The organism is Bacillus sp. GS3m_15504 (assembly GCF_055825275.1).
This window is the reverse complement of sequence record NZ_JBVVNL010000001.1, coordinates 2,098,997-2,122,971: the sequence shown is the minus strand read 5'-3', so window position 1 is coordinate 2,122,971 and position 23,975 is coordinate 2,098,997. Positions and strand designations below refer to the sequence as shown.

General features: G+C 31.5%; 23 protein-coding genes and 4 pseudogenes. 23 read left to right on the top strand and 4 right to left on the bottom strand.

The window, feature by feature from the left end:
- Positions 1 to 132: 132 nt before the first annotated feature.
- The 3 genes and pseudogenes from AC0L0O_RS11150 to AC0L0O_RS11140 form a co-directional block, all read left to right on the top strand.
- Positions 133 to 538 (top strand): annotated as a pseudogene (locus AC0L0O_RS11150) (IS4 family transposase); the annotation flags it as partial.
- Positions 539 to 962: 424 nt separating this feature from the next.
- Entirely contained in the window at positions 963 to 2,186 is a 1,224-nt protein-coding gene (locus tag AC0L0O_RS11145) for a methyltransferase domain-containing protein (RefSeq protein WP_000690166.1), read from the top strand.
- A gap of 112 nt (positions 2,187 to 2,298) precedes the next feature.
- Complete coding sequence (locus AC0L0O_RS11140; protein ID WP_000157720.1) at positions 2,299 to 3,603, top strand: MFS transporter; 1,305 nt, start codon at positions 2,299 to 2,301, stop codon at positions 3,601 to 3,603.
- A gap of 40 nt (positions 3,604 to 3,643) precedes the next feature.
- Here AC0L0O_RS11140 and AC0L0O_RS11135 read toward each other — a convergent pair whose 3' ends face one another.
- Complete coding sequence (locus tag AC0L0O_RS11135) at positions 3,644 to 4,342, bottom strand: hypothetical protein (RefSeq protein WP_000035795.1); 699 nt, start codon at positions 4,340 to 4,342, stop codon at positions 3,644 to 3,646.
- 507 nt (positions 4,343 to 4,849) lie between these two features.
- Between AC0L0O_RS11135 and AC0L0O_RS11130 the strand changes: the two genes are divergently transcribed.
- Together AC0L0O_RS11130 and AC0L0O_RS11125 are read left to right on the top strand one after the other, a co-directional pair.
- The gene (locus tag AC0L0O_RS11130) at positions 4,850 to 5,650 is read left to right on the top strand and encodes a GNAT family N-acetyltransferase (RefSeq protein ID WP_149283166.1); all 801 of its coding nucleotides are present in this window, start codon (positions 4,850 to 4,852) and stop codon (positions 5,648 to 5,650) included.
- A 45-nt stretch (positions 5,651 to 5,695) separates the two neighbouring features.
- Positions 5,696 to 6,124, top strand: a pseudogene (locus AC0L0O_RS11125) (glycerophosphodiester phosphodiesterase family protein); the annotation flags it as partial.
- A gap of 169 nt (positions 6,125 to 6,293) precedes the next feature.
- On the opposite strand, the gene AC0L0O_RS11120 reads toward AC0L0O_RS11125, so the two are convergent.
- Entirely contained in the window at positions 6,294 to 6,755 is a 462-nt protein-coding gene (locus AC0L0O_RS11120; RefSeq protein ID WP_000021731.1) for a DUF2306 domain-containing protein, read from the bottom strand.
- A gap of 102 nt (positions 6,756 to 6,857) precedes the next feature.
- Here AC0L0O_RS11120 and AC0L0O_RS11115 point away from each other — a divergent pair, with 102 nt between their 5' ends.
- Positions 6,858 to 7,388 carry a DUF4269 domain-containing protein gene (locus AC0L0O_RS11115; RefSeq protein ID WP_000495188.1) on the top strand — a complete coding sequence of 177 codons (531 nt, stop codon included), beginning with the start codon at positions 6,858 to 6,860 and terminating at the stop codon, positions 7,386 to 7,388.
- A gap of 44 nt (positions 7,389 to 7,432) precedes the next feature.
- On the opposite strand, the gene norG is transcribed toward AC0L0O_RS11115, so the two are convergent.
- The gene (norG, locus tag AC0L0O_RS11110; protein WP_473785753.1) at positions 7,433 to 8,869 is read right to left on the bottom strand and encodes an efflux pump transcription regulator NorG; all 1,437 of its coding nucleotides are present in this window, start codon (positions 8,867 to 8,869) and stop codon (positions 7,433 to 7,435) included.
- A gap of 145 nt (positions 8,870 to 9,014) precedes the next feature.
- Between norG and AC0L0O_RS11105 the strand changes: the two genes are divergently transcribed.
- From AC0L0O_RS11105 to AC0L0O_RS11030, 16 genes and pseudogenes are all read left to right on the top strand, one after another.
- A complete protein-coding gene (locus tag AC0L0O_RS11105; protein WP_001106998.1) occupies positions 9,015 to 9,929 on the top strand; it encodes a DMT family transporter in 915 nt (304 codons plus the stop codon).
- Positions 9,930 to 10,067: 138 nt separating this feature from the next.
- Positions 10,068 to 11,429: a family 8 glycosyl hydrolase gene (locus AC0L0O_RS11100; RefSeq protein WP_428889055.1), complete on the top strand. Its 1,362-nt coding sequence runs from the start codon at positions 10,068 to 10,070 to the stop codon at positions 11,427 to 11,429.
- A 54-nt stretch (positions 11,430 to 11,483) separates the two neighbouring features.
- Positions 11,484 to 11,710: pseudogene (locus AC0L0O_RS11095) on the top strand (nucleoside hydrolase); the annotation flags it as partial.
- A 75-nt stretch (positions 11,711 to 11,785) separates the two neighbouring features.
- A complete protein-coding gene (locus AC0L0O_RS11090; RefSeq protein WP_001025603.1) occupies positions 11,786 to 12,244 on the top strand; it encodes a GNAT family N-acetyltransferase in 459 nt (152 codons plus the stop codon).
- Positions 12,245 to 12,266: 22 nt separating this feature from the next.
- Positions 12,267 to 12,713, top strand: a complete 447-nt coding sequence (locus AC0L0O_RS11085; RefSeq protein WP_000790759.1) for an NUDIX domain-containing protein — start codon at positions 12,267 to 12,269, stop codon at positions 12,711 to 12,713.
- A gap of 202 nt (positions 12,714 to 12,915) precedes the next feature.
- Positions 12,916 to 13,182, top strand: a complete 267-nt coding sequence (locus tag AC0L0O_RS11080; RefSeq protein WP_001071381.1) for a heterocycloanthracin/sonorensin family bacteriocin — start codon at positions 12,916 to 12,918, stop codon at positions 13,180 to 13,182.
- Between the two features lie 101 nt (positions 13,183 to 13,283).
- Positions 13,284 to 14,300, top strand: a complete 1,017-nt coding sequence (locus AC0L0O_RS11075; RefSeq protein WP_428889058.1) for a serine hydrolase domain-containing protein — start codon at positions 13,284 to 13,286, stop codon at positions 14,298 to 14,300.
- 31 nt (positions 14,301 to 14,331) lie between these two features.
- Positions 14,332 to 14,475 (top strand): hypothetical protein, encoded by a 144-nt coding sequence (locus tag AC0L0O_RS11070; protein ID WP_070172649.1) that lies wholly within the window; start codon positions 14,332 to 14,334, stop codon positions 14,473 to 14,475.
- Positions 14,476 to 14,759: 284 nt separating this feature from the next.
- Positions 14,760 to 15,968, top strand: coding sequence for an L-lactate MFS transporter (locus tag AC0L0O_RS11065; protein ID WP_000815146.1), 1,209 nt, complete (start codon positions 14,760 to 14,762; stop codon positions 15,966 to 15,968).
- A gap of 273 nt (positions 15,969 to 16,241) precedes the next feature.
- Complete coding sequence (locus AC0L0O_RS11060) at positions 16,242 to 16,859, top strand: cadmium resistance transporter (RefSeq protein WP_428889059.1); 618 nt, start codon at positions 16,242 to 16,244, stop codon at positions 16,857 to 16,859.
- A gap of 200 nt (positions 16,860 to 17,059) precedes the next feature.
- Positions 17,060 to 17,278, top strand: a pseudogene (locus AC0L0O_RS11055) (GNAT family N-acetyltransferase); the annotation flags it as partial.
- Positions 17,279 to 17,492: 214 nt separating this feature from the next.
- Complete coding sequence (locus AC0L0O_RS11050) at positions 17,493 to 17,936, top strand: NUDIX hydrolase (protein ID WP_000757635.1); 444 nt, start codon at positions 17,493 to 17,495, stop codon at positions 17,934 to 17,936.
- A 31-nt stretch (positions 17,937 to 17,967) separates the two neighbouring features.
- Entirely contained in the window at positions 17,968 to 19,098 is a 1,131-nt protein-coding gene (gene dnaN, locus AC0L0O_RS11045; protein WP_000394439.1) for a DNA polymerase III subunit beta, read from the top strand.
- 22 nt (positions 19,099 to 19,120) lie between these two features.
- Positions 19,121 to 19,633, top strand: a complete 513-nt coding sequence (locus AC0L0O_RS11040) for an NUDIX hydrolase (protein ID WP_000276540.1) — start codon at positions 19,121 to 19,123, stop codon at positions 19,631 to 19,633.
- A 97-nt stretch (positions 19,634 to 19,730) separates the two neighbouring features.
- Positions 19,731 to 20,669, top strand: a complete 939-nt coding sequence (locus AC0L0O_RS11035) for a hypothetical protein (RefSeq protein WP_001242967.1) — start codon at positions 19,731 to 19,733, stop codon at positions 20,667 to 20,669.
- Between the two features lie 72 nt (positions 20,670 to 20,741).
- Positions 20,742 to 21,575, top strand: coding sequence for an alpha/beta fold hydrolase (locus AC0L0O_RS11030; RefSeq protein ID WP_098639174.1), 834 nt, complete (start codon positions 20,742 to 20,744; stop codon positions 21,573 to 21,575).
- Between the two features lie 54 nt (positions 21,576 to 21,629).
- Here the strand turns inward: AC0L0O_RS11030 and AC0L0O_RS11025 are convergent, their stop codons facing one another.
- Positions 21,630 to 22,592, bottom strand: coding sequence for an MBL fold metallo-hydrolase (locus tag AC0L0O_RS11025; protein ID WP_075395966.1), 963 nt, complete (start codon positions 22,590 to 22,592; stop codon positions 21,630 to 21,632).
- A 296-nt stretch (positions 22,593 to 22,888) separates the two neighbouring features.
- On the opposite strand from AC0L0O_RS11025, the gene AC0L0O_RS11020 reads away from it, so the two are divergent.
- The gene (locus AC0L0O_RS11020) at positions 22,889 to 23,866 is read left to right on the top strand and encodes an LAGLIDADG family homing endonuclease (protein ID WP_095842876.1); all 978 of its coding nucleotides are present in this window, start codon (positions 22,889 to 22,891) and stop codon (positions 23,864 to 23,866) included.
- Positions 23,867 to 23,975 lie beyond the last annotated feature (109 nt).

The following is a 23,975-nucleotide window of genomic DNA, read 5'->3' as shown; positions in this document are numbered from 1 at the left end:
CTTAAGTGGATGGGTATGTGGTACTACCCTGTGATTTGAACCATAACTTTGCCATTTTGGCAAGGTTATGGTTCTTTTTGTTTACGGCAAAGTTACGATTCCATTTTCTTTAGAAAATTAGATGAACCTCTTTATTCACTTCGTTGCCAGATTGAAATTTTGTTTAAAACGTGGAAATCATTTTTTGGAATTGATGAATGTAAAAATATTAAAAGAAAACGCCTAGAGTACCATTTATATGGACAATTCATCGGCATTCTCCTCTGTTCTTCTACGATGTTTCAATGCGACAGTTTTTGCTTGAAAAACAAAGCAGGAGCTGAGTGAATATAAAGCGATTTATATGATTAAAGATTACTTTCCGTTATTGTTTCAAGCGATATCCATTGGCACAGAAGAACTTTTGAAAATTTTTCATCGTCTTTATCTACTACTCAAAAAGAACGGTCGTAAATGTCATCGGTATAAGGAAGTGACTTTCTTTAATATTTTGAGGATTGTGTATAAAACGATGGTGAAGCATAGACAAGCTGCCTAGCAAAAAAATCAGATTTTAACAGGCTTCTTTAGTATGCTTACTTTACTATTGATTGTTAATTTTGAACCAAGGATCGTTCCATATTTAGTAGGTTACTCGTTTAGCTTGATGGGCATGTGACGCTACCCATATGTAATCTTCTACAGTAATCCTACTCTAATAGTACAATAAAGTAATGCTATAATGTCCATTTATAAGTACATTTCATTAAGTAGAAAATAATAGATCTATTGAGGTTTAATATTTTTGATACTCATAATTTGACATACATAAAACCAAAAGTTGCATGTTATATTATTAGGCACAACAATATAAATAATACCATTTGTTCATTCCGTAAATAATGTTGATAAAAAAGGGGAAAGGATTTTTAAAGATAAAAATAGAAATCTATATAAAAAAATATTTAAATGGTAGGGATATTATGAAAATCGGTAGGTTTGGAGAAGTAAATAACTTAAGTATTGATACAATTAGACATTATATGGATCTCAGTCTCATTATTCCTGAAAAAAAGGGGGGACACTATTTTTTTGATGAGTATTGTCAAACAGATTTAGAACTTATTTTACATTACAAAGACCTAGGATTTAGCTTGAATGAAATTAAAGAACTATTTTTTTATAAAAACTTAGCGAAATCTATGAATTACGAAAAAGATACTTTTTACCAATCTTTATTTAAACTGAAATATGACAAGATGGAACAGGAAATAGAACTTTTGGAGAAGAAACGGGATAAATTAAAGAGAGTGTTACATGATTTATTATTAACAAATGAAACTTCTAATTCAATTATAGGGATAGATTTAAGTGTACTACATTTACTGACATGTTCTAAGTGTAGCAAAAAATTAATTCTTCAAGATGGAATTATTAATAACAATCAAATTATTGAAGGAAAGTTAATTTGTAATTGTGGAGAAGAATACATTATTACTTCAGGAATTATATCTGCTGGTAAATTATTTAAAGCAAATGAGCAAACGTCACTTGAAAATATTATTTCGGATTATATTCATGAAACTGATAATGCATATTTGGAAAATATGCATAGAGAAGGGGAATGGGCGAAAAAGAAACTAATACATTTAGATTTAAATAACAAATTAATACTAGATATAGGATCAGGACTTGGGTTCTTTTTGAGGAGCATTTATGAAGAACTACCCGAAGATTGCCTATACATCGCAGTAGATAGAGATTTCAATAAACTTTTATTTTTAAAAGACGTATTAGCGAGAAAAAATCCGAGAAGAAATATTCTCTTTATCTGTGCGGATTTTTTGAACATCCCTATTCAAAATCGGTCAGTAGATATTGTAATTGATCACTCTGGTACGAGCAATTATAGTTTTGAGCATGAGGATTTTTTACTTCACGAATTAAATCAACTTTTTAAATCTGATTGTTATTTATTAAGTTTATTTATTTTATTTAAAAATTTCAGCTTAAATAGCCAAATTACAAATAACTTTCGAGCAAATTTTACACTTTCAAAAATAAAGAAAGAACTCCAAAATCTACAGTTTCAATCCATTGATGAAAGTACTTCAAATTATTTGAAACGAGGCGGAAAGTACGAGGATTTCTTTGTTCAAGGTGAAGAAATTTATACATATTCATTTTTCGGAAAAAGGTGGGGTTAACCCCATCTTTTATTTATTTCCCCTTAAAATTATTCAAATCGTCCATATTGCGATTGGGTTGACCCAAGAACTTACAATGTACGTAAAACAAAATTAGGCAGGGGGAAAAGTTATGGCAAGTTTACGGTTACATATAGAAAATAAAAAAAGCAACCAAGAACTAAGAAATATTTGTTTATATTCAATTGCAAAAACCGTATCAATATTCGGTAGCTCTATTTATAGTTTCGCCTTAGGATTGTATGTATTACAAATAACCGGATCGGCTTTAAATTTCGCGATTACGCTTATTTTAGGAACGATTCCAATGATTGTTATGAATCCATTTGCCGGTGTAATTGCTGATAAGGTTGATAAAAAGAAACTCGTCGTTTGTATGGATGTACTAAGCGGATGCTTATTAATAACCGTTTATATATTAAGCGGCTATTATGGGTTAAACTTATTCATCATTTATACTACTACCTTTCTTATGACAGTATTTACAACATTTTTTGGAATAGGTTTAGAGGCTGCAAAACCAAATATCGTCTCTAAAGAGAGACTAATGAGTCTTAACTCTATAAGTAAAATTATCGACTCTATATCCTTAATTCTAGGGCCTATGTTAGGGGGCATTGTTTTTGCAGTCTTTGATATGAAAACTTTTATAATTATTAACGGTATTTCATTTATCCTTTCGGCTATATCCATATTGTTTATCAACTTTAAATTGTGCGAGCAATACATAAATAAGGAAAGTTCAATAAGGGAAATTAATTTTATTAAAGATATAAAGGAGGGATACTCTTACTTAATGGAGCGGGAAAGCTTAAAAAATACGTTTCGTATTTTAATTTCACTTAATTTTTTCCTAGGATTTGCTGTAACTGTTCCATTGCCATACATTATTAATACAGTTCTCAATCTTAGTTCTAAACATTTTGGTTTGATCCAAGGGACTTTTCCAATAGGTATGATAGTTGGTGCAATAATAGTAAAAAAGATAACGAATCGTTTTTCTTATTCCTATCTATTGAAAAAAATAAGTTTTATGGTGGCAATTTTTATGATAGTTTCAGGTGCACCTGTTCTATTTAAAAGTATTGAAGTGAATAAAATTGTATTTGTGACTATGTACTGCGCCATTATGTTCTTTTTAGGGTTAATGATAGCATTAATTGATATCCCTTTAATTTATTTTATGCAAAGAGAGATTCCAGATGAATATAGGGGCAGAGTACTTAGTATTGGATTAAGTTTAGGTAAAATGATGCAACCGATAGCACTGGCATTATCAGGTCTATTATTAAATCATATTCCAGCCTACACGCTTCCAATTGGAGGAGGGATCGTATTTCTTATTTTGAATCAGGCTTATTCAAGTAAATTGAATTTAGAAATTCATTCAAAAGGGTATAGTGTTGAACGTAATTAAATAATATTGAAATAGCGCAGGATCATTATCCTGCGCTTATCTATCGTAATTCTGCTGTTTTTCTAATAACAATCTTATCAATATCATCTTCTTCATCACCAATAAATAACCCGCGTTCTTTTAAATACGCCTCAAAATATAAATCTGCTTCTGCACGTTCATCATACGGTTTTATAGATAGAACGAAGCCTAACTTGTTTTGTTCCTCTAAATGAGAAGTGGAGATGTAAGCCGGTACATTGTGACGTAAAAAAAGTTCTTTAACTGGAATAATCATATCTTTCATTAATTTTGTTAACATACCCATTTCAAACTCGAAATTAAATCGATCTATACTACATAAATCAGCGAATACTACACCAATAAAACCTGTATTATATACTTCTTGATATTCTACTTCTTCGTTACCGTAAAAATTCTTTTCGATTAAATAATTTATAAAGTAAGCAACACCGTCACTTTGTTCAAAAGGCTTCGTTGAAAGAACAAATCCGATTTTCTTTTGTTTATGTAAATATACACATGACATGTATGCTGAAATATTATGTTCTTTAAATAGAGAACTCGTTGCTCCAGAGAGACCATCTAGTACGTGATGCACAATTTGAAGTTTTTTACGAGCGAAATAATAGGATTTCTTTTGTAACTCCAATGTATCAATAAAGACAGAGCCGATAAAGCCTGTATTTGAAATAATAGGTGTTTGCTTTTTTCTTCCTCTGCGCTTTGCTTGAGCCATTGTAAAAATCATCCCTTCATGTACAATTAAAATAAAAAGAACGTTTGTTCGTATATTTATATTTTACTATTAAAACGCTCTAAAGTAAAGGGTTTTTGACGAAAAAACAACAAAAAAGACACCTGTAAAAGGTGCCTTAAACGTTGTAGGGAAGAGGGTTCATCCCAACTATTTATATTATGATACAGAAACAATCTCTTCCGTATCTTCTACATCTAAATGACAGTCCATTGTACGAACATCTTGATCTTCATGACTTCCGAAATAAATAGTAATTTTCATATGTATCGCTCCTTTATTCTAGGAATACCTAAAATAATTACTAGTAATGTTAATATTTATTATATACCACTTTTTTCATTCCGACAACGTTATATCTTATTTAATTCTTTTAGGAGACAAAGAGTGATTTATAGAGATATTTTTATAGAAATAGGTATATTTCTTATATGTTATATTTAATACTGAAAGATTTGAATTTGAATTTTTATGAAAGGGGCAAAATGAATGAATTTTAAAAAGTTACTAATAGATAATTTTACATATAAAACTTCATATATTGCGCGGCAGGCACAGGGAATGAATGTAAAAGAAACGAAGGGTTACATTGCTGTCGACTGTGGTTTACCTGCAGATACTTTTAATATCATTACTTTACTAAACAATAATGTAACGGAAAATATCGAGAAATTATATAAGGAGGTAGTATACTATAATCAAAAGAAATGTCCAATGAGTGTTTGGTTTTGGGACGAGAAGCTAGAGGGGAATATAAAGAATGAATTAATAAAGCTTGGATTAAAAGAAACAGAACAAAATACCGCGATGGTAGCAAACTTACATACAATACTTCCAACAATAAACATGCCAGAAGGTTTTACGATACAAAAAGCATCTTCTTTAGGACAAATTAAAAAGTTTGGAGAAGCGTTAGCTAGTCTATTTGGTACATCAGAGGAAGGGCAATATGTACAAGCATTCTACAATCAAACTGCTTCTGCCCATTTATGGAATAGTGAAAATATGAAACTGTACTTAGGGTTTTATAAAGATGAAGTCGTATCGGTTGGTTCATTAGTATGTACACTAGATAGTATTGGTATTTATGATATAGCAACGAAAGAAGAAATGAGAGGAAAAGGATTTGGTTCTACTATGTTTCATTACTTGCTGCAAGAAGCAAAGGAATTAAACGTTGCTCAATGCGTATTACAAGCTTCACCTGATGGGGTTAATATTTATAAAAAGGCTGGTTTTCAATCTGTTGGACAAATGACGGTATTTGAAAATCGACATTTATTTGAATAAATTATCCAAGCCAAATTGCTTTTATGTAGGGGTTAATACATCATTATGAAAAAGATATATATCGTTACAATCATTTGCACCTTTATAGTACTAGGTACTTTTATTTTTCATAAAGTAAATGAACTTAAGTACACGAAAGCTATTAATCAATCAAATCATATAAAAAACATTGCACATAGAGGGGCTTCTGCGTATGCGCCTGAACATACAATAGCAGCATATAAATTGGGACAACAATTAAAAGGCGATTATATAGAAATAGATCTTCAAATGACAAAAGATGGACATTTAGTAGCTATGCATGATGAAACAGTAAATCGTACTACAAATGGTACAGGGCTAGTTAAGGAACATACATTAGAGGAATTAAAGCAATTAAATGCAGGTTCTACTTACAATAAAAAGTATCCAAATTTAGCAAAGAAAGAATATGAAAATGCTAAAGTTCCAACACTAGAAGAAGTAATTGAAATTTTAACGTAATAGTTTATAGAAAAAGAATCCAATACTTTTATTGGATTCTTTTTATTTAGCTATAAGTGACTAACTTAAAGCAGTACAATTTTGAACTTATTAATAAAATATTACATTGAGTATAATGTTTTATAATAATCATCAGAAAGTAACGAAATTGTAATGAATTTTAACTACGCTTTTTATATTTTTTTGATACACTGGCTACGAGAGGAATACCGATTAATGTAGGTAAAAACCAAAACCATATAGGCGGCAATAAATTAATAATAGGAATATGAATACCGATGTTTACTAATAACGCGGTAACGGCACCAATATAAGAACCTAACATACCTCTAATATGGTGATGAAGCCAATTTTTCCAACGTTTTTTTCGTGCAAGGTAGCCATAAATCGCAAAAGCATAAGAGAAAATTGCTACATAAAATAAATATGCGATTTTATCCCAGTTTATAATGGATAATATAATTGCAGTAAGGGTGATGACCACATAGGATGCATGATATATTTCACCCCATTCCGTATGTTTTCCTTTCTTCTTTTGTGCAACCATCGCTAAAATACCGGTAATTAAGCATATTGTTCCAAATAATATGTGGATGGTTAAAAGAATGTTAAAAATGCTCATAATAATTCCTCCTTTTTTATTTTTATAGTATTGCAGTATAGGAGAAAAGTTGAAACGTATTGTTTATTCACGTTAATATGTTGAAATGAAGGAGAGACTTCCATGTTTACATCTATTACATATTTACAATCAGGGAATGACAAGCAACAAAAAGTATATGATGTTTTAAATAAACTAAACATAATGGAGGATTTAGCTTTGTATAGCCCCGTTCTTTGCGGGACAATTCCTATAAGAATGGATACGCTTCAATCTGACTTAGATATAGTAATGGAAGTACATAACTTTGATGTTTTTGAACAAGAAATGAGATCTTTATATGGCTCTTATGAAGGGTTCAGGATAAAAAAGAAAAAAATTAAAAATACCGAATCGATAAAAGTAAATTTTGAATTTGAAGGTTTTGAATTTGAATTATTTGCTCAGCCTAAGCCAGTTCGTAACCAAAATGCATATAGACATATGATAGTAGAGCACATGTTATTAATGCAGCATCCCCATATAAGGGAAGAAATTCTTCGCTTAAAAGAGAACGGTTTAAAAACAGAGCCTGCTTTTGCTCAAGTATTAAACATTAACGGGGATCCTTATGAAGCACTTATTTTATTAGGGCAGGAAATGAGATTGTGGTAAATAAGATACATAAAAACTCCTCTATAGAAAAAGAGGAGTTTTTGTTATGCCGTTAGCTTACGAATTAATTCACTCAACAATTTAATCCCGTTAGTCATTTGCTCTGAAGAAGCATATCCATATGATAAACGAATATACCGGTCTGATTCTTCTTCATATATACGTCCTGGATTTAAAAGAACTCCTTTTGATAGTGCCTCTGAAAATAATTTCTTCATCGGAATGCTAGGTATTACCTTTAGCCATATAAAAAATCCACCACTAGGTATATCCCAGGTGGCAATATCTGCACAATACTTATGTAAAGCTCGTATCATTATTTGTCTTCGTTCTTTTAGTTTAATTCTTACGTTCGCTACATGTTCCTCATAAAATCCTTTATTTATCCATTCAGCAGCAACTCTTTGGGATAAAGAGCTTGATCCATAATCTGTTTGCATTTTTATATCTGATAATCTATCAATAACTGGTTCTGGACCGATAACCCATCCAATTCTAAGTCCTGGGGTAAGCGTCTTAGAGAGACTACCGATATATAATACATGTCCATGTTTATCCCTTGATTTTAAAGGAGCTGGGGGCGGTGCATCAATCCATAACTCGCGGTAAATATCATCTTCAATAATAGGTAACTGTTCCTTTTCACATATTTTTAATATTTCTTTTCTTCGCTCTTTAGACATTAATATGCCTGTTGGATTTTGAAAACAAGGAATTGAATATAAAATGTTTTTCTTCTGACTGTATTTAATTCGTTTTAATAACTCGTTAGGTAATATACCGTGAGGATCCATAGATATACCAGATAGATTAATATTTGCTGATTGAAATACATGAAGTGAATATAAGTAAGAAGGTTGTTCAAGTAAAACGGTAGACTCTCTATGTAAAAGACCAATTGATATTAATTGCAATGCTTGTAATGCACCCGAGACGATTAATATGGAACCCGGTGATGCATGTATTCCAAATGATTTTACGTATTTACTTATTGCTTCACGTAACGGATAAAACCCTTTTTGTTCCTCATATCCAAAATAATCTAATTCCTCACTTACTTTTTTCATAATGGACTGCATCGTTTCTAATGGAAAAAGATGAGGAGCAAGTTCGCCTTTACTAAGATGGATAAGTTTGTTATTTGCTTCTGCTTCATTTATTTCTCGTACCATTAACTTGCTTGGTTTATGAATACCAGCCTTTACATATTCACTCCAATCAGGTGGTGGATTCGTCGCTAATAATGACCATGTATTATTTGTTACAATTGTTCCTGCTCCAATTTTCCCTTGAATCAATCCATCAGCCATAAGTTCATCTAGTGCAGTTATTACAGTGCTGCGATTTACTTGAAATAATTTCGCTAACTGCCTTTGACTAGGGATCTTACTTCCAATTGGCCATTCTCCATTTTCAATTTTTTCTTTCATATAGTCTACTATTTGCTGATACTTAGGTAGTTTTTTACTAGTGGTCATCAAAAAACTCCTTTGCTCACTTGAAAAATGCCAAGTGGTTGGTTTTTACGATAAAAAACTGGTTGAAGACATTGTATCAACTATTAAATATGATGGGAAGAAATAATTGGTAATTATAAAGTGGTTGGTTTGAAGGGGGAGAGAAAATATGAATTATAAAAAATGGGATTTACGCATTATATGTGCTCACGCTTTTACGATTCTTATATGGGGATCTGCTTTTCCAGCAATCCGTATGGGGCTTGAATCTTATACGCCTGAGCATCTGACTTTACTACGTTTATTAATTGCTTCAGTTATACTTCTTTTGTTTTCCTTTATATATAAGTTACGGCTACCAGATTTAAAGGATATCCCAGCCATTTTTATATTTGGTGCTTTAGGATTTACTTTTTATCACATTGCACTAAACTATGGTGAAAAAACAGTAAATGCTGGATCTGCAAGTTTAATTGTTTCAGTCACGCCTATAGTAACGGCAATATTCGCTTCTGTTTTTATGAATGAAAAAATGAAATTAAATGGTTGGATCGGTGGTGTAATTAGTTTTATAGGAATTGCTTTCATATCATTTAGTCAAGGAGATGCTATTCAATTAAATAGTGGGGCATTATTTATATTATTAGCAGCGATTTCAGAAAGCTTATTTTTCGTTTTCCAATCTTCTTACTTAAAAAAGTACGGTTTCTTGCCATTTACCATATATACAATTTTATCTAGTACGGTATGTATGCTTATTTTCTTACCAGGAATGTATCAAGAAATACTAGTAGCTCCTCTTGAAGTTAACTTGAGCGTTATATATTTAGGTGTCTTTCCAACAGTACTCCCATATATTGCATTGGCCTATATTATATCTCGTGCTGGTGCTTCTGAAGCAACAAGTTCTCTATATTTAACGCCAATAACTGCATGTTTTGTCGCTTGGATATGGTTAGGAGAAGTGCCAACTTTAGTTTCGATAATTGGCGGAGGGATTACTATACTTGGAATTGTGATTGCTCATATACCAGTATTAAGAAAAGAAAAACATAGCAATTTAGCAAATAATCAATCCGTATAATGTAATTAAATAATGATTTTATGATACTTTTTTATATAGTTTCTTTCTTATGTTGATAAATATAATATTTTGTATTTCAGTTAAATATTGTATGTTACATTTTATGTAGTAAGCATTTTAAAAGGAGCTGACAACATAATGAATGGAAAAAGAAATATTTTTACATGTATTTCTATTGTAGGAATCGGACTAGCTAGTTTTTCTAATTCTAGTTTCGCAGCAAGTGTAACGGACAATTCAATACAAAATTCTATTCCTGTAGTTAATCAACAAGTAGCTGCTGCAAAGGAAATGAAACCATTTCCCCAGCAAGTTAATTATGCAGGTGTTATAAAACCGAATCATGTTACACAAGAAAGTTTAAATGCTTCTGTAAGAAGTTACTACGATAATTGGAAAAAGAAATATTTGAAAAATGATTTATCTTCTTTACCTGGTGGTTATTACGTAAAAGGAGAGATTACAGGTGATGCGGATGGGTTTAAGCCACTTGGAACTTCAGAAGGTCAAGGGTATGGGATGATAATTACAGTATTAATGGCTGGTTATGATTCGAATGCTCAAAAAATCTATGACGGTTTATTTAAAACAGCAAGAACTTTTAAAAGCTCTCAAAATCCTAATTTAATGGGATGGGTTGTCGCAGATAGTAAAAAAGCACAAGGTCATTTTGATTCTGCTACTGATGGGGATTTAGATATTGCGTATTCTCTTCTTCTTGCTCACAAGCAGTGGGGATCAAATGGAGCAGTTAATTATTTAAAAGAAGCACAAGACATGATTACAAAAGGTATTAAAGCTAGTAATGTTACAAATAATAGCCGACTAAATTTAGGAGATTGGGATTCTAAAAGTTCACTTGATACGAGACCATCTGATTGGATGATGTCACACCTTAGAGCATTTTATGAATTTACAGGTGATAAAACTTGGCTCACTGTTATTAATAATTTGTACGATGTTTATACGCAATTTAGTAATAAGTACTCTCCAAATACAGGACTTATTTCAGATTTTGTTGTAAAAAACCCACCACAACCCGCACCTAAAGGCTTCTTAAATGAGTCAGAATATACAAATGTATATTATTATAATGCTAGTCGAGTACCTTTAAGAATTGTAATAGACTATGCGATGTACGGCGAGAAGCGAAGTAAAGTCATTTCTGATAAAGTATCTTCATGGATTCAAAATAAAACGAATGGAAATCCTTCTAAAATTGTGGATGGTTATCAATTAAACGGATCCAATATTGGTAATTATCCAACTGCTGTATTCGTTTCGCCATTTATTGCTGCAAGTATAACAAATAGCAATAATCAAAAGTGGGTAAATAGCGGTTGGGATTGGATGAAGAATAAGAGAGAAAGCTATTTTAGTGATAGTTATAATTTATTAACTATGTTATTTATTACAGGAAATTGGTGGAAACCTATACCTGATAATAAAAAGACACAAAATCAAATAAATGATGCAATTTATGAAGGATACGATAATTAATTAAAATTGAGAATGGTTACTTAAGAAAGGAATTAGCATACGCTAGTTCCTTTTCCATCTATTGAAGGACCTTTGTTACATGATGTGGTTACTATAAGTAGATTAGTTAACTCAAGTTTTTTAAATTTGCGCACCATACAGTGAATGTAGATACAAACGGAGATACGAAAGGACAAACATTTGCTGATTTTTGCCCTAGCTTAATATCTAAAGGGGCCCGTATATCATTAGAAATAGGTGAACATAAATTTATTCAAGATTTTATAAAAATTACGTTATAGGTTGTTGTCGAAAAAGGAAATTATTTCACTACGTTGAATTAAAAATATATCCTCTTTATAAAGGAGCTTATCATATTGAATATCCAGTTAAAGGTTGTTACGAGAGAGAATTGGGAAGATGCTTTAAAGCTGCAAGTTAAAGATAATCAGACGAAATTTGTTCCATCTGTAGCAGTTTCACTTGCTAAAGTATATATAAAACCAGATGGGGACGCTGTAGAATACCAACCATTTGCGATATACAACGGCGATCTAATGGTTGGTTTTGTTATGCATGCTGTTGTAAAAGAAACAACTGATATGTATTGGATAAACGGATTTATTATCGATCAAAAGCAGCAAGGTAACGGTTATGGAAAAGCGGCATTACAAGAAAGTATATACTTAATAAAAAATACGTTTAAGGCGTGTAAAGAAATTAGATTAACAGTACATAAAGATAATATCTCTGCAAAGAAATTATATGAAAGTTACGGTTTTCAACCATTGGGACATGATTATGATGGTGAGGAAGTTTATCGTTTATTCGTTTAACAATGAATGGGAGGAATAACAATTGAAAAATAAATTTCATCATATTGTACGAGCTGTTATGATAAAGGATAAAAAATTGTTAGTAGCTGAATATATTGGCCATCATTATTTTCTACCAGGTGGTCATGTTGAAGTTGGCGAATCAGCTGAGAGTGCATTAATAAGAGAACTACAAGAAGAACTTGGAGTAAATTGTAGTATAAAACAATTTTTAGGAGTCATAGAAAACCAATGGCAAGATAAAGAAATGCTTCATCATGAAATCAATCATATTTTTGAGATAGATTCAGAAGAGTTACATATTGATTTCATACCAAAATCTAAAGAACCTCATTTAGCGTTTCACTGGATAGATTATAATCGAGACGCTTTACATACTTATAAAATCATGCCAGCACCTTCCGTTAAAGAGTTACTAGAAAGAAAATTAAGTGATGAACTACTAAACTGTTGGATTAGCAATTTTTAAATACCTCTATTAATAGTAAATCTGTCCAGCAAAAAGTGATTAAGAAAATAGGCTAAGAAACAAGGTACATCACCTAGTGTAAGTTCATATTTTGTTGATGTACGCATTCAAGTATATAGCCATTTGTTTCTACTTTGTTTATTAAAATTTATTAACTTTAATTTTTGGACGGAATTTATATTGATAAATGGAGGGTTTTATAATGAATCAGTTTCAACAAGAATTACAATCATTAAACCTTAATGATTATCAAACTGGTAATGTTGTGTATTGGGATCCACAACAAAGTCAATATCCATACTACTATATTCAAGACGATGCACGTCGTTGCGGCGGATGCGGAGGTTGTGGTGGACGCTGTGGCGGATGTGGCGGCAGATGCGGTGGTTGTGCAGGTCGTTGCGGCGGATGCATAGGTTGCGCAGGATGTTTCGGTTGCTTTAATTGCTGGAACTGGTGGATCATTTAAGTATAGAACATCAAAGCTACTTTGCTTGAAGGAAAGGTGTGAAAACTATTTTGCACTTTTCTTTCAAGCTGTAATTTTTGTGTATATCAAGGGGGATTTATTTGTATACATATGATAAGTTAATTTCTTGGGTAGAGGATATTAAAGAAAAAAATCATAGTTCTGCAACAGCACTTTGTATTATAAAAGATAACAAAATTGTACTAGAGCATTATAGTGGATATCACTCAAATACATCGAGAAATGAAAAAGTAAGCGCATCTTCACAATTTAACGTTGCTTCTGCTAGAAAAAGTTATTTAGGATTAATGATAGCGTATGCGCTTTACGAGGGGAAAATAAACTCTATTGATGATGAAGCGATAAAATATTTTAAGGACTTTGATCATGCATTGCTTGGTAAAACAACGATAAGGCATTTAGTAACACATTCGCACGGTTTAGGAGAAACGAATGACGGAAAAATTTTTCGTGAATTTGAACCTGGACAATCTTGGGCGTATAGAGATATTAATGTAAGAATGATGACACGTCTTATTTATCAGCTATATAACAAAAGTTTTCCTGAATTGTTAAAAGAGCGTGTGTTTAAACCTGCTAATTTCCAAGAAACAGGATGGAGAATACAGCAAGATGATAATTTAGTTGCAGTTGTTGATGATCCAAATAAAGACGCAATTAGTGAAATTGGTACAGTAGATGACGGTACTGAAAAAAATCTGTTTGTCTCCGCTAGAGAATTTTCACAGTGGGGCAACCTTCATTTAAATCAAGGTATGATAGATGATAAACAAATTGTTCCAAAAGAAGTTATAAAAATCGCTACGAGTTTGCAGAGTCCAACATATGCAAATAAAGAGCTACCACAAAATGGCTTGTTTTGGTTCGTTCAAAATGAACCTGCACAATTAAGTGAACTAGGCGAACATGTACCAAAAGGCTCGTATCAAATATTAGGAATTACGGGACCAACTATATTAGTAATACCTGAATATAATGTAGTTGTTGCGAAAATGTATAATAAAAGATACAACTACGGCGGTGATAATTATTTATATTATTTACGTGAATTTAGTAATTTAGTCGTTGATACATTTCGTAACAGTAATAGGGCATAATTACTCCTATAACAAAAAGGAGTGATTGAAAGTGAAAGATAAAGTGAACAAAAATAAAAAGCAAAATATAAAAGGTGTAAATACAGAGCAAAATGCGATCTATAGCGATCCAAAAGATGCAGCTAATATGCAAACGGTACCGCAGCCGAAAGATTTTGATGAAATTGAATATTAATTTTTCGTTTATCCGACCATATGATGAATCAAAAATACATCTTAAGTCCCATCACATGATTGAAAACTTTTGGTACTCTATATACATAAGCATTTGAAAATGTCTTATCTTAACAAAGCTTTCTTTAAGTAAATCTAATATAACCTGCAAAAAGACACTTCATAATGGAGTGTCTTTTTGTGTACATGAATTCAATTTCCATTTTTCATGCAGTATCTTGCTTTTTATGATGGTTATACTAACTGTGAAAATTCATGTCACGATAAAAGAAGGGGACAGTTAGTATGAAACAAACTTCTATAAATCCGTTACTAATTGTTCTAGGTACAATCATTGTTCAAATTGGCCTTGGAACAATTTATACATGGAGTTTATTTAATCAGCCCCTTGTAAGTAAGTTTGGATGGAACCTTAATTCAGTTGCTATAACTTTCTCCATTACAAGCTTCTCTTTATCATTTTCAACATTATTTGCAGGAAAGTTACAGCAAAAATTAGGGCTTCGAAAACTCATCGCTACTGCAGGGATTGTGCTGGGACTCGGTTTAATACTAAGTTCACAAGTTTCCTCCTTACCATTACTATATTTATTAGCTGGTGTAGTAGTTGGTTATGCCGATGGAACTGCTTATATCACATCACTATCTAATTTAATTAAATGGTTTCCGAATCGGAAAGGGCTTATTTCAGGTATATCTGTATCAGCATATGGAATGGGCAGCTTAATCTTTAGATATATAAACGGAAATCTTATCGATAATCTTGGTGTATCACAAGCATTCTTATATTGGGGTATTATCGTATTACTTTTAGTGTTAATTGGATCGTTCTTCTTACGTGAAGCGATTGTAAGTAATGCTGTAACTGAAACATTACACAATGACTATACTCCGCGTGAAATGATGGGAACGAAACAAGTATATCTCTTGTTTTTTATGTTATTTACATCGTGTATGGGTGGTCTGTATTTAATCGGTATGGTAAAAGATATTGGGGTACAACTCGTTGGACTTAGTGCAGCAACTGCCGCTAACGCTGTTGCAATGATTGCAATTTTTAATACAGTAGGTCGTATTGTTCTTGGAACGTTATCAGATAAAATAGGTCGAATGAAAATTGTCTCTGCAACGTTTATTATTATAGGTTTGTCAGTCTTTACTTTAAGTTTTATTCCGCTAAATTACGGAATCTATTTTGCTTGTGTAGCAAGTGTCGCCTTTTGCTTCGGTGGTAATATAACTATATTCCCAGCTATTGTCGGAGATTTTTTCGGATTAAAAAACCATAGTACAAATTACGGGATTGTCTACCAAGGTTTTGGATTTGGTGCGCTTGCAGGATCATTTATTGGAGCGATACTCGGGGGATTTCAACCAACTTTCATTATAATCGGTGTTTTAAGTGTTATTTCCTTCATTATTTCAATATTAATCCGTCCACCAAATGCAGAGAAGAAAAATGAACTAAAACATTTACATCGGAAAGTAGCTTAATACAAAAAAGAGTCCTAATATAGGGCTCTTTTTTGTGTAGAGAATAGAGTTATTTAATTTAAAGTGAAATGATTTGAGAAGCAATAAAGTTGTTTATTTCTTGATGAACTAAGTAGCAGATGCGTAGAATATTCATATTGTTTTATAAAGGAACTAACATGTTGTTAAAAAACATATAGAAAATTACAGTTAACCAACTTTGTGATGGAACGTGCACTTCATTCATAGATCATTATTTTCTTATAAGTTTACAATGAAAGTAGTTGGCTTATATTGATTACAACCATAATTTCTTCTGTTGTGGCATTCGCTACAACAAATATTGATGATATTTTTATACTGCTTGTTTTATTTTCACAAGTAAGAACAGAAGTACTTAGGAAAGAAGATAGAGCTGTCCGCGAAAAAGCTATGAGAAAAAAACTTTATATTGCTATTGGACAATATGTGGGGTTTAGTATGATTATTTTTCTAAGTATCGTTGGGTCTTTAAGCTCTTTTTTCATTCCTGTTTCGTGGATTGGGGTATTAGGATTCGTGCCAATTTATATGGGTGTTAAAGGACTATTCTCGCTTCGTTCTAACAAAAGTAATAAAGTCATTGATAAAGCTTCTAGTTCATTATTTAAAGTAGCTGCGATTACATTAGCTAATGGAGCTGACAATATACCAATGTTCACTAGTCAATCCTTGGAAGCAAATATCGTTACATTAATTATCTTTTTTTGCATGATAGCAATATGGTGTTCTATTAGCTACACATTGTTAAGAGCTCCTATTTTAGCTAAAGTACTTGAGAGAAATTGTCATATTATCGTTCCAATCGTTCTAATTGGTTTAGGAATGTTCATTCTTTTTCGCAGTAATACAATTGAATTATTGTACTTATAAGTTCAAACTAACGGAATTTTTAAGTAAAAAGAATCAAACGTGGTAAAAAGCCGTACTACAAATAAAATGTAGTACGGCTTTTTTAAGTTTTAGTGAAATGAAACCGTGCACTACGACAATTAAGTTAGACAGGATATTACGATTATTAAATTGAATAGATACTTTAAAAGGAGCGTGATATTTAAAATGAAAATAGTAAAACAGAAGAATATAGACACGAAGGTTATGGAACCAAGTTAATAAAACGTATTGAAGAATTTGCAATTGAAAAAGAGTGTAGCCTAATCAATTTAGATACTTTTAGCTTTCAGGCACCTGCTTTTTATAAAAAACATGGATATAAAGTAATTGGAGTAAGTGAAAATCACCCTAAAGGGCATAATCGATACTATTTGGAAAAAAGGTTAGAAAATATATAGAATCCCAAAATGAATCAATCAAATCATAAAGAGCGTACGTTGAATAATTACTTTCAAAATACGTTCTTTTTATTTAGAAATGAAGGGGGATCGATTATTACCTTTACTAAGGATAGATAAATGAAATACTCTATTAATTTTTTTATATTTTAAAACGATTAAATGGTAGAATGTAACAAAGACAGAAAATTCTCGTTATTGAAGGTGGACTTAGATGAAAAAAGTAAATGTTACATATGCGCTTTTATACGATAAAACAAATGAAAAGATCTTAATGGTAAAAAACAAAGGGAAGAATGGTTCTTATTACACACTACCAGGTGGTGCAGTTAAATTAGGAGAAACGTTAGAGGAGGCAGTCATTCGAGAAGTGAAAGAAGAAACCGGTCTACATATAACTGTAAATGGTATTTGTTACATTAGCGAAGCTTTTTTCGAAGAGAGAGGACACCATGCAATATTCTTTAATTTTTTAGGTGAAATAATCGGAGGGGAAACAAATATAACAAGGCCAAAAGAAATTGAAGAGATTACTTGGATGGAATTACATATAGCATCACCGCATTTACGTATACCAGAACATTTAGTAAATATGTTAAAAAAGAAAGAAACGGTACCTTACTTTTTTAACGGAACTATCGTTCATCAATCTTCATAAAAATATTATTTCATTTTAGGTGGGGGAAAAGATGGAGTTTATCGTTAATCACAAACATTTTACACAAGCACTTTCAGATGTAAGTAAAGCAATATCAACGAAAGCTATAATTCCTATATTATCTGGCATAAAAATAACAGCAGATCAATCTGGGATTACTTTAATCGCAAGTAATTCGAATATTTTCATCGAAAAATTTATACCTAGTGCTATAGATGACGAACAAATTACGACTATCTTACAAGCAGGAACAATTGTTGTACCTGCAAAATACTTCATTGAAATTATAAAGAAAATGCCAAGCGATATAGTAATAAAAAGTAAGAATGAGCAAACAATTACCATACAATCAGGAGAAATCACATTAAACTTAAATGGCTTTCCAGCGAATGAATTTCCTAACGTACCACAAATAGACGATCATACAGAAATACAAATAGAAACAAAACAATTGATTGATGCGTTTAAACAAACAGTCTTTGCAGTAGCGAAAAATGAATCTAGACACGTTCTTACTGGCGTACATATCGAGTTAGACCATAACAAATTAATATGCGCTGCAACTGACTCTCATAGATTAGCTATACGTGAAACACTAATTTCTACTAATATGAAAGCGAATTGTATTGTACCAAGTGCAACCATTAATGAGCTTTTAAAATTAATGAACAGCAATTTAGAATTCGTTTCTATTTATCTATCAGAAAGTCACATTATTTTTACATTCGGCACAACTACGTTATATTCACGACTAATTGAAGGGAAATATCCTAATATTTCTACTCTCATTCCAAATGAATTTCAAACCGTCATTAACATAGATAGACAAAGAATGTTACAAGGGGTAGATCGATCAAGCTTATTAGCGAGTGAATGGGCAAATAACAATGTTAACTTAGAAATTGTAAACGAATCTACAATTCAAATTTCTTCTAACGCTTCTCAGATCGGAAAAATATCTGAGAAGCAACAGATAGATGTAATTCAAGGTAAAAAACAATTAAATATATCTTTCGATGGACGATTTATGTTGGATGCTTTAAGGGCAATAAAAGAAGAAACGGTTACTTTAAGTTTCAGCGGTTCTATGAGACCAATATTAATTGAAGCAGGGACACAATCTGCAGCAATCCATCTTATATCTCCAGTAAGAGCTTATTAAAAACAGAGTAAGGAATCACATTATGTACAAACACACTTTATGTTTCATAAAAAGAAATGAAGAGATACTTATGCTAAATAGAAAATATGACCCTGTAAAAGGGTTATGGAATGGTGTAGGAGGAAAGATAGAAAAGGGAGAAACACCTTTAAAAAATGCAATTCGTGAAATAAAAGAAGAGACTAATATAAAAGTTACGCATGACCAAATTCAATTTAAAGGCATTATTAAATGGGAGGATTCTTCATATTCTGGCGGAATGTATGTTTATCTAGTAGAGCTACTTCATGAATTTACATATCACACTCCAAAAAAAGTCTCAGAAGGAATTCTAGATTGGAAAGAGATTTCTTGGATTCTAAGTGACTATAATTACGGCGTAGGAGAGATGATACCTAAATTTTTAGTTGAAGTGCTCCACAATGAATTAATATTAGAGCACAATTTTGTTTTATCTAATCATAAATTAATAGATTATAGGAATAAAGAATTAGCTAAGCAGGATAACTCTATAGATAATATAATTCCATTATAAAAAGTAAGAATCGTAATCTATCATACACAACAAAGTAATTATCACCTAAATATAAAAGCCATAGATTATTCGAAGAGTAGCTAAGGAGAAAATTTATATGAGGATGAGTGTGATGAAGAAAATAATTATTATACTCGTAGGTATCGTTCTAATTACTATTGCTTTTTATCAATACAACCAAAAAGATGGTTTAGCTAAAAATGATAAGGTGTATGTAGAAGACTTTAAAGGTAAAAATGATACAAACAAAATACAATCTGCTATTAATAAAGCAGAATCTAGTAAAATTAAAACAGTATTGCTTGATGATAAGAAGTATAAAATCACGTCACCAATCGTAGTGAAACAGGGTGTAAAGTTATTATTTGGTTATGGAACACAATTTGTTGTTGAAGGTAATTTTAAAGTTCTAGAATTAGAAAAAAACGCGTCTATTGAAGGAGCTTATATAGCTATAGACGATCCTACATTTAATTCTGAAGTTATATATTTAGACGGCAAAAATAAGTACTATAACACTTGGCACAAAACACAAGTGAAAGATATAAATATAATCAATTGGACAGAAACGAATAAAGGTACTGGCATTTCTTTGTATTCTGGTGGGCAGGAAAATGAAATTTCATTTATTAATTTTGAAAATATAAAAGTTGTAGGGATGGAAACTGGTGTGAAATTAGTAGCAAAGAAACCACAATTTGGACATGCATGGATAAATGCCAACCGTTTTATGAACTTCTCTCTTGAAGATTGTGTAAATATGATTTATATGGATAGTAATGTAACAACGCCAAATGAAATTAGTGGTAATCAATTTACAAACCTTCAAATACAACCTTCAAATAAAACGAAAAGTATTGTAAAGGTAAGTGGACAGCATAACGAGTTCCATGGAATGGTGTGGGATTTACAGAAAATCAATTACGAAAACGAACTCATTGAACTAACTGATAAGAGCATGAATACATTGATTAAAATGTCCAGTGTACCAGAAAATAGAATTTTAGATGGCGGAAAAGCTAATATAGTAAAGTAATAATTTTATTTATGAATTTACTTCTAAAAAGCAGATAGAAATAAAATTCTAGTTTTAGACAGGAGATTCGATATGTGGACAACAAATATTATCAAAACTCCAAGAGGAAAGTTTGAATATTTTCTAAAGGGAGAAGGACCTCCACTTTGCGTTACTCATTTGTATAGTGAGTATAATGATAATGGAAATACTTTTGCAAACCCATTTACTGACCATTATAGCGTATATTTAGTTAACTTAAAGGGATGTGGCAATTCAGATTCAGCAAAAAATGACTCTGAATATAGTATGACCGAAACGATTAAAGATTTAGAAGCGATTCGAGAAGCTTTATATATTAATAAATGGGGGTTTGCTGGTCATTCGGCAGGAGGGATGTTAGCTCTTGTATATGCGACTGAAGCACAAGAAAGTTTAAAGAAAATAATTGTTGGTGGCGCAGCGGCGAGTAAGGAATATGCATCTCATAAAGATAGTATATACTGTAGTAAAAATGTGAAATTTAATAGAATCGTATCAATTATGAATGCATTAAATGATGATAGTACAGTACAAGAAGAAAGAAAAGCATTAAGTAGAGAGTGGGCACTTATGTCTTTTTATTCTGAAGAAAAGCTTGAAGAGGCATTAAAATTGCCGAATAGCGGAAAGACAGTTGGCAATCGGTTAAATTATTTTAGACAAGTTGAATATAAAGATTATGATGTTCGTCAGAAACTTAAATTCGTAAAAATCCCAAGTTTTATATACTGTGGTAAGCATGATGTACAATGTCCCTACATATTTTCTTGTGAAATAGCAAATTTAATCCCGAACGCAACATTAACTAAATTTGAAGAAAGTAATCATAATCCATTCGTTGAAGAAATAGACAAGTTTAATCAGTTTGTCAACGATACATTATAATCAATAAGTAAAAAGCGAATCTTTTATATAAGACAGATTCGCTTTTTATTATAATTAGACTTTTTGCCACCAAGCATACCTAGGATAGTCTGTAGATTTTAACGTAATAGATTCGCCAATTTGAGGTGTTGTAATTTTAACTCCTAAACGGTTCGCTTCCTTCGTAACACGTTCTATTGGGTCACTCCATTCGTGTAATGCTAATGTAAAAGCACCCCAATGAATCGGAAGAAGTAATTCTCCTTTTACATCAATATGAGCTTGTACTGTTTCTTCAGGTAACATATGAATTGCAGACCACCTTGGATCATATTGCCCGCATTCCATCAATGTAAGATCGAATGGACCATATTTATCACCAATTTCCTTAAAGTGAGGGGCATAACCGCTATCACCACTAAAGAAAATTTTAGTCTCTTGACCAAGAATAAGCCATGAACACCATAATGAACAATCTCTATCTGTCATACCTCGTCCAGAGAAATGCCTTGCAGGAGTACATACTAACTTAATATTATCAAACGCAATTTCGTCCCACCAATTATGCTCACTAATTTTACTAGGTGAAACACCCCATTTAATAAGATATTGTGCAACTCCAGTTGGAACATAAAAGTGCTTTGTGCGATCTTTTAACTGCATAATACTTTTATAATTTAAATGATCATAGTGATTATGAGAAATGATAATCGCATCAATTTCTTGAAGGTCTTCACGTTCTAAAGAAAAGGTACCGCTATAACGTTTACTATTAAACAGAGGAAACGGGGAAGAGGTATCTCCAAACATCGGGTCTAATAACAATTTTTTACCTTCTATTTTTAAAAGAGAAGCAGAATGGCCAAACCATGTCAAACTCTCTAAAGATTCATTATCTTTATTTGATAAAACAATCGGTAAATTCTTTATAGGACGTAGCTTTGTCTTCGTTTTTAAGTAATCAGTCATTAAACCTATAATATCTTTCGGTTTAAAACTTACATCAGTATGAATTTGATTTATAAATTTCTTTTTCATTCGTTCTCCTTTTTACGTTTAACACTATACGTATGTTGTTATTGTAGCTATCTGTAGTTTAAACGAAATCATTTTACCTTTCACCTTAAATACAGTACATTTCATAAATTTGTCAAATTCATTATTTGTGTATATAAAATGTAAATCCTACAGCAGCAGATAAAAGGAATATGAAGTAAATGTAAATTGTTTTAATTTAGTAAAGTTCTTCTTATAAGCAACAAAGAACATATGTTTTGTTGTATGTTATAGAAGAAAATATGTCTCTAATTATTAAAGGGAAGGAGAGGATGTAAGTGCAAATAGAGAGAAAAAAGAAATCAAAATGTAAACTATCAAAACCTGAAATCATTCATCTGTATGCGGAAGGGAAGGGTACCTCAGAAATCGCTATGCTTGCTAACGTATCTGCCAGGTATATTCGTATGGTTCTATCAGATAGCAACGTACCAAGGCGCGCTATAGGCAGTTGGAAGAGAAAATATGACATAACAGAAAATTATTTTAAAATGTGGTCAAATAATATGGCTTATATTTTAGGGTTCATAGCAGCGGATGGTGTTATACAAAAAGAAAATCAATGTGTCAGTGTATCACAAAAAGAAAGTTATATTTTAGAAGATATAAAAAAAGAACTAAAAACAAATCAGCCGCTATACCAAAACAAAAAAACAGGTGTATATATGCTAAATATTAATAGCAAAACAATAAAAGATGACCTTATGAACATACATGGAATTATGCCATGTAAATCTTTTAACATTGAATTCCCTTTCGTACCAGAAGAATATTTACATCATTTTGTTCGTGGATATTTTGATGGGGATGGTTACGTCAAGTATGAAACTTATACAGTAAGCTTTGTAGGAGGATCATATAGCTTTATGAATTCTTTAAATCAGGTACTACAAAATCATAATTTACCAGCCGAATTACTAAATCAAAATAAACATTATCGCGTCATTTTAACCGGAAGAAAACCAATACAACTATTTTCAAAGTGGATTTATAAAGACAAAGATATTTATCTGCATAGAAAATATGAAGAATTTCAGAAAGAAAGTCTAAGTCTAGATCAATTAAAAGATCGAAAGCTAAAAAGAACTCAAGCTGCTGTTAAGCAGAGAAAACAAAATTTCCTTAAGGAATATATGAAAAATAAATGTATCGCTAAAACTTGTTCCATTTTAGAAATAAAGGAACCAACTTTTAAAAGTTGGCTAAAAAATGATAATCAATTTAAAAAAGACTATGAAAGAATTCATTCATTATAAAAATGTAAGAAACCTTAGTATATCTATGCTAAGGTTTTTAATTTGGGATTATTAGAGGACACTCATTTTCGTTTATAGAACTTAATAAATACATAGATTTTACAATGAA

Bases quoted from the DNA above. Each gene is read 5' to 3' on its own strand.
- AC0L0O_RS11105 (WP_001106998.1), top strand. From the start codon at position 9,015: ATGAATTATAAAAAATGGGATTTACGCATTATATGTGCTCACGCTTTT.
- AC0L0O_RS11025 (WP_075395966.1), bottom strand. From the start codon at position 22,592: ATGAAAAAGAAATTTATAAATCAAATTCATACTGATGTAAGTTTTAAA.
- AC0L0O_RS11065 (WP_000815146.1), top strand. From the start codon at position 14,760: ATGAAACAAACTTCTATAAATCCGTTACTAATTGTTCTAGGTACAATC.
- AC0L0O_RS11080 (WP_001071381.1), top strand. From the start codon at position 12,916: ATGAATCAGTTTCAACAAGAATTACAATCATTAAACCTTAATGATTAT.
- AC0L0O_RS11100 (WP_428889055.1), top strand. From the start codon at position 10,068: ATGAATGGAAAAAGAAATATTTTTACATGTATTTCTATTGTAGGAATC.
- AC0L0O_RS11040 (WP_000276540.1), top strand. From the start codon at position 19,121: ATGTACAAACACACTTTATGTTTCATAAAAAGAAATGAAGAGATACTT.
- AC0L0O_RS11120 (WP_000021731.1), bottom strand. From the start codon at position 6,755: ATGAGCATTTTTAACATTCTTTTAACCATCCACATATTATTTGGAACA.
- AC0L0O_RS11035 (WP_001242967.1), top strand. From the start codon at position 19,731: ATGAGGATGAGTGTGATGAAGAAAATAATTATTATACTCGTAGGTATC.
- AC0L0O_RS11140 (WP_000157720.1), top strand. From the start codon at position 2,299: ATGGCAAGTTTACGGTTACATATAGAAAATAAAAAAAGCAACCAAGAA.
- AC0L0O_RS11115 (WP_000495188.1), top strand. From the start codon at position 6,858: ATGTTTACATCTATTACATATTTACAATCAGGGAATGACAAGCAACAA.
- AC0L0O_RS11030 (WP_098639174.1), top strand. From the start codon at position 20,742: ATGTGGACAACAAATATTATCAAAACTCCAAGAGGAAAGTTTGAATAT.
- dnaN (WP_000394439.1), top strand. From the start codon at position 17,968: ATGGAGTTTATCGTTAATCACAAACATTTTACACAAGCACTTTCAGAT.
- AC0L0O_RS11135 (WP_000035795.1), bottom strand. From the start codon at position 4,342: ATGGCTCAAGCAAAGCGCAGAGGAAGAAAAAAGCAAACACCTATTATT.
- AC0L0O_RS11050 (WP_000757635.1), top strand. From the start codon at position 17,493: ATGAAAAAAGTAAATGTTACATATGCGCTTTTATACGATAAAACAAAT.
- AC0L0O_RS11130 (WP_149283166.1), top strand. From the start codon at position 4,850: ATGAATTTTAAAAAGTTACTAATAGATAATTTTACATATAAAACTTCA.
- AC0L0O_RS11145 (WP_000690166.1), top strand. From the start codon at position 963: ATGAAAATCGGTAGGTTTGGAGAAGTAAATAACTTAAGTATTGATACA.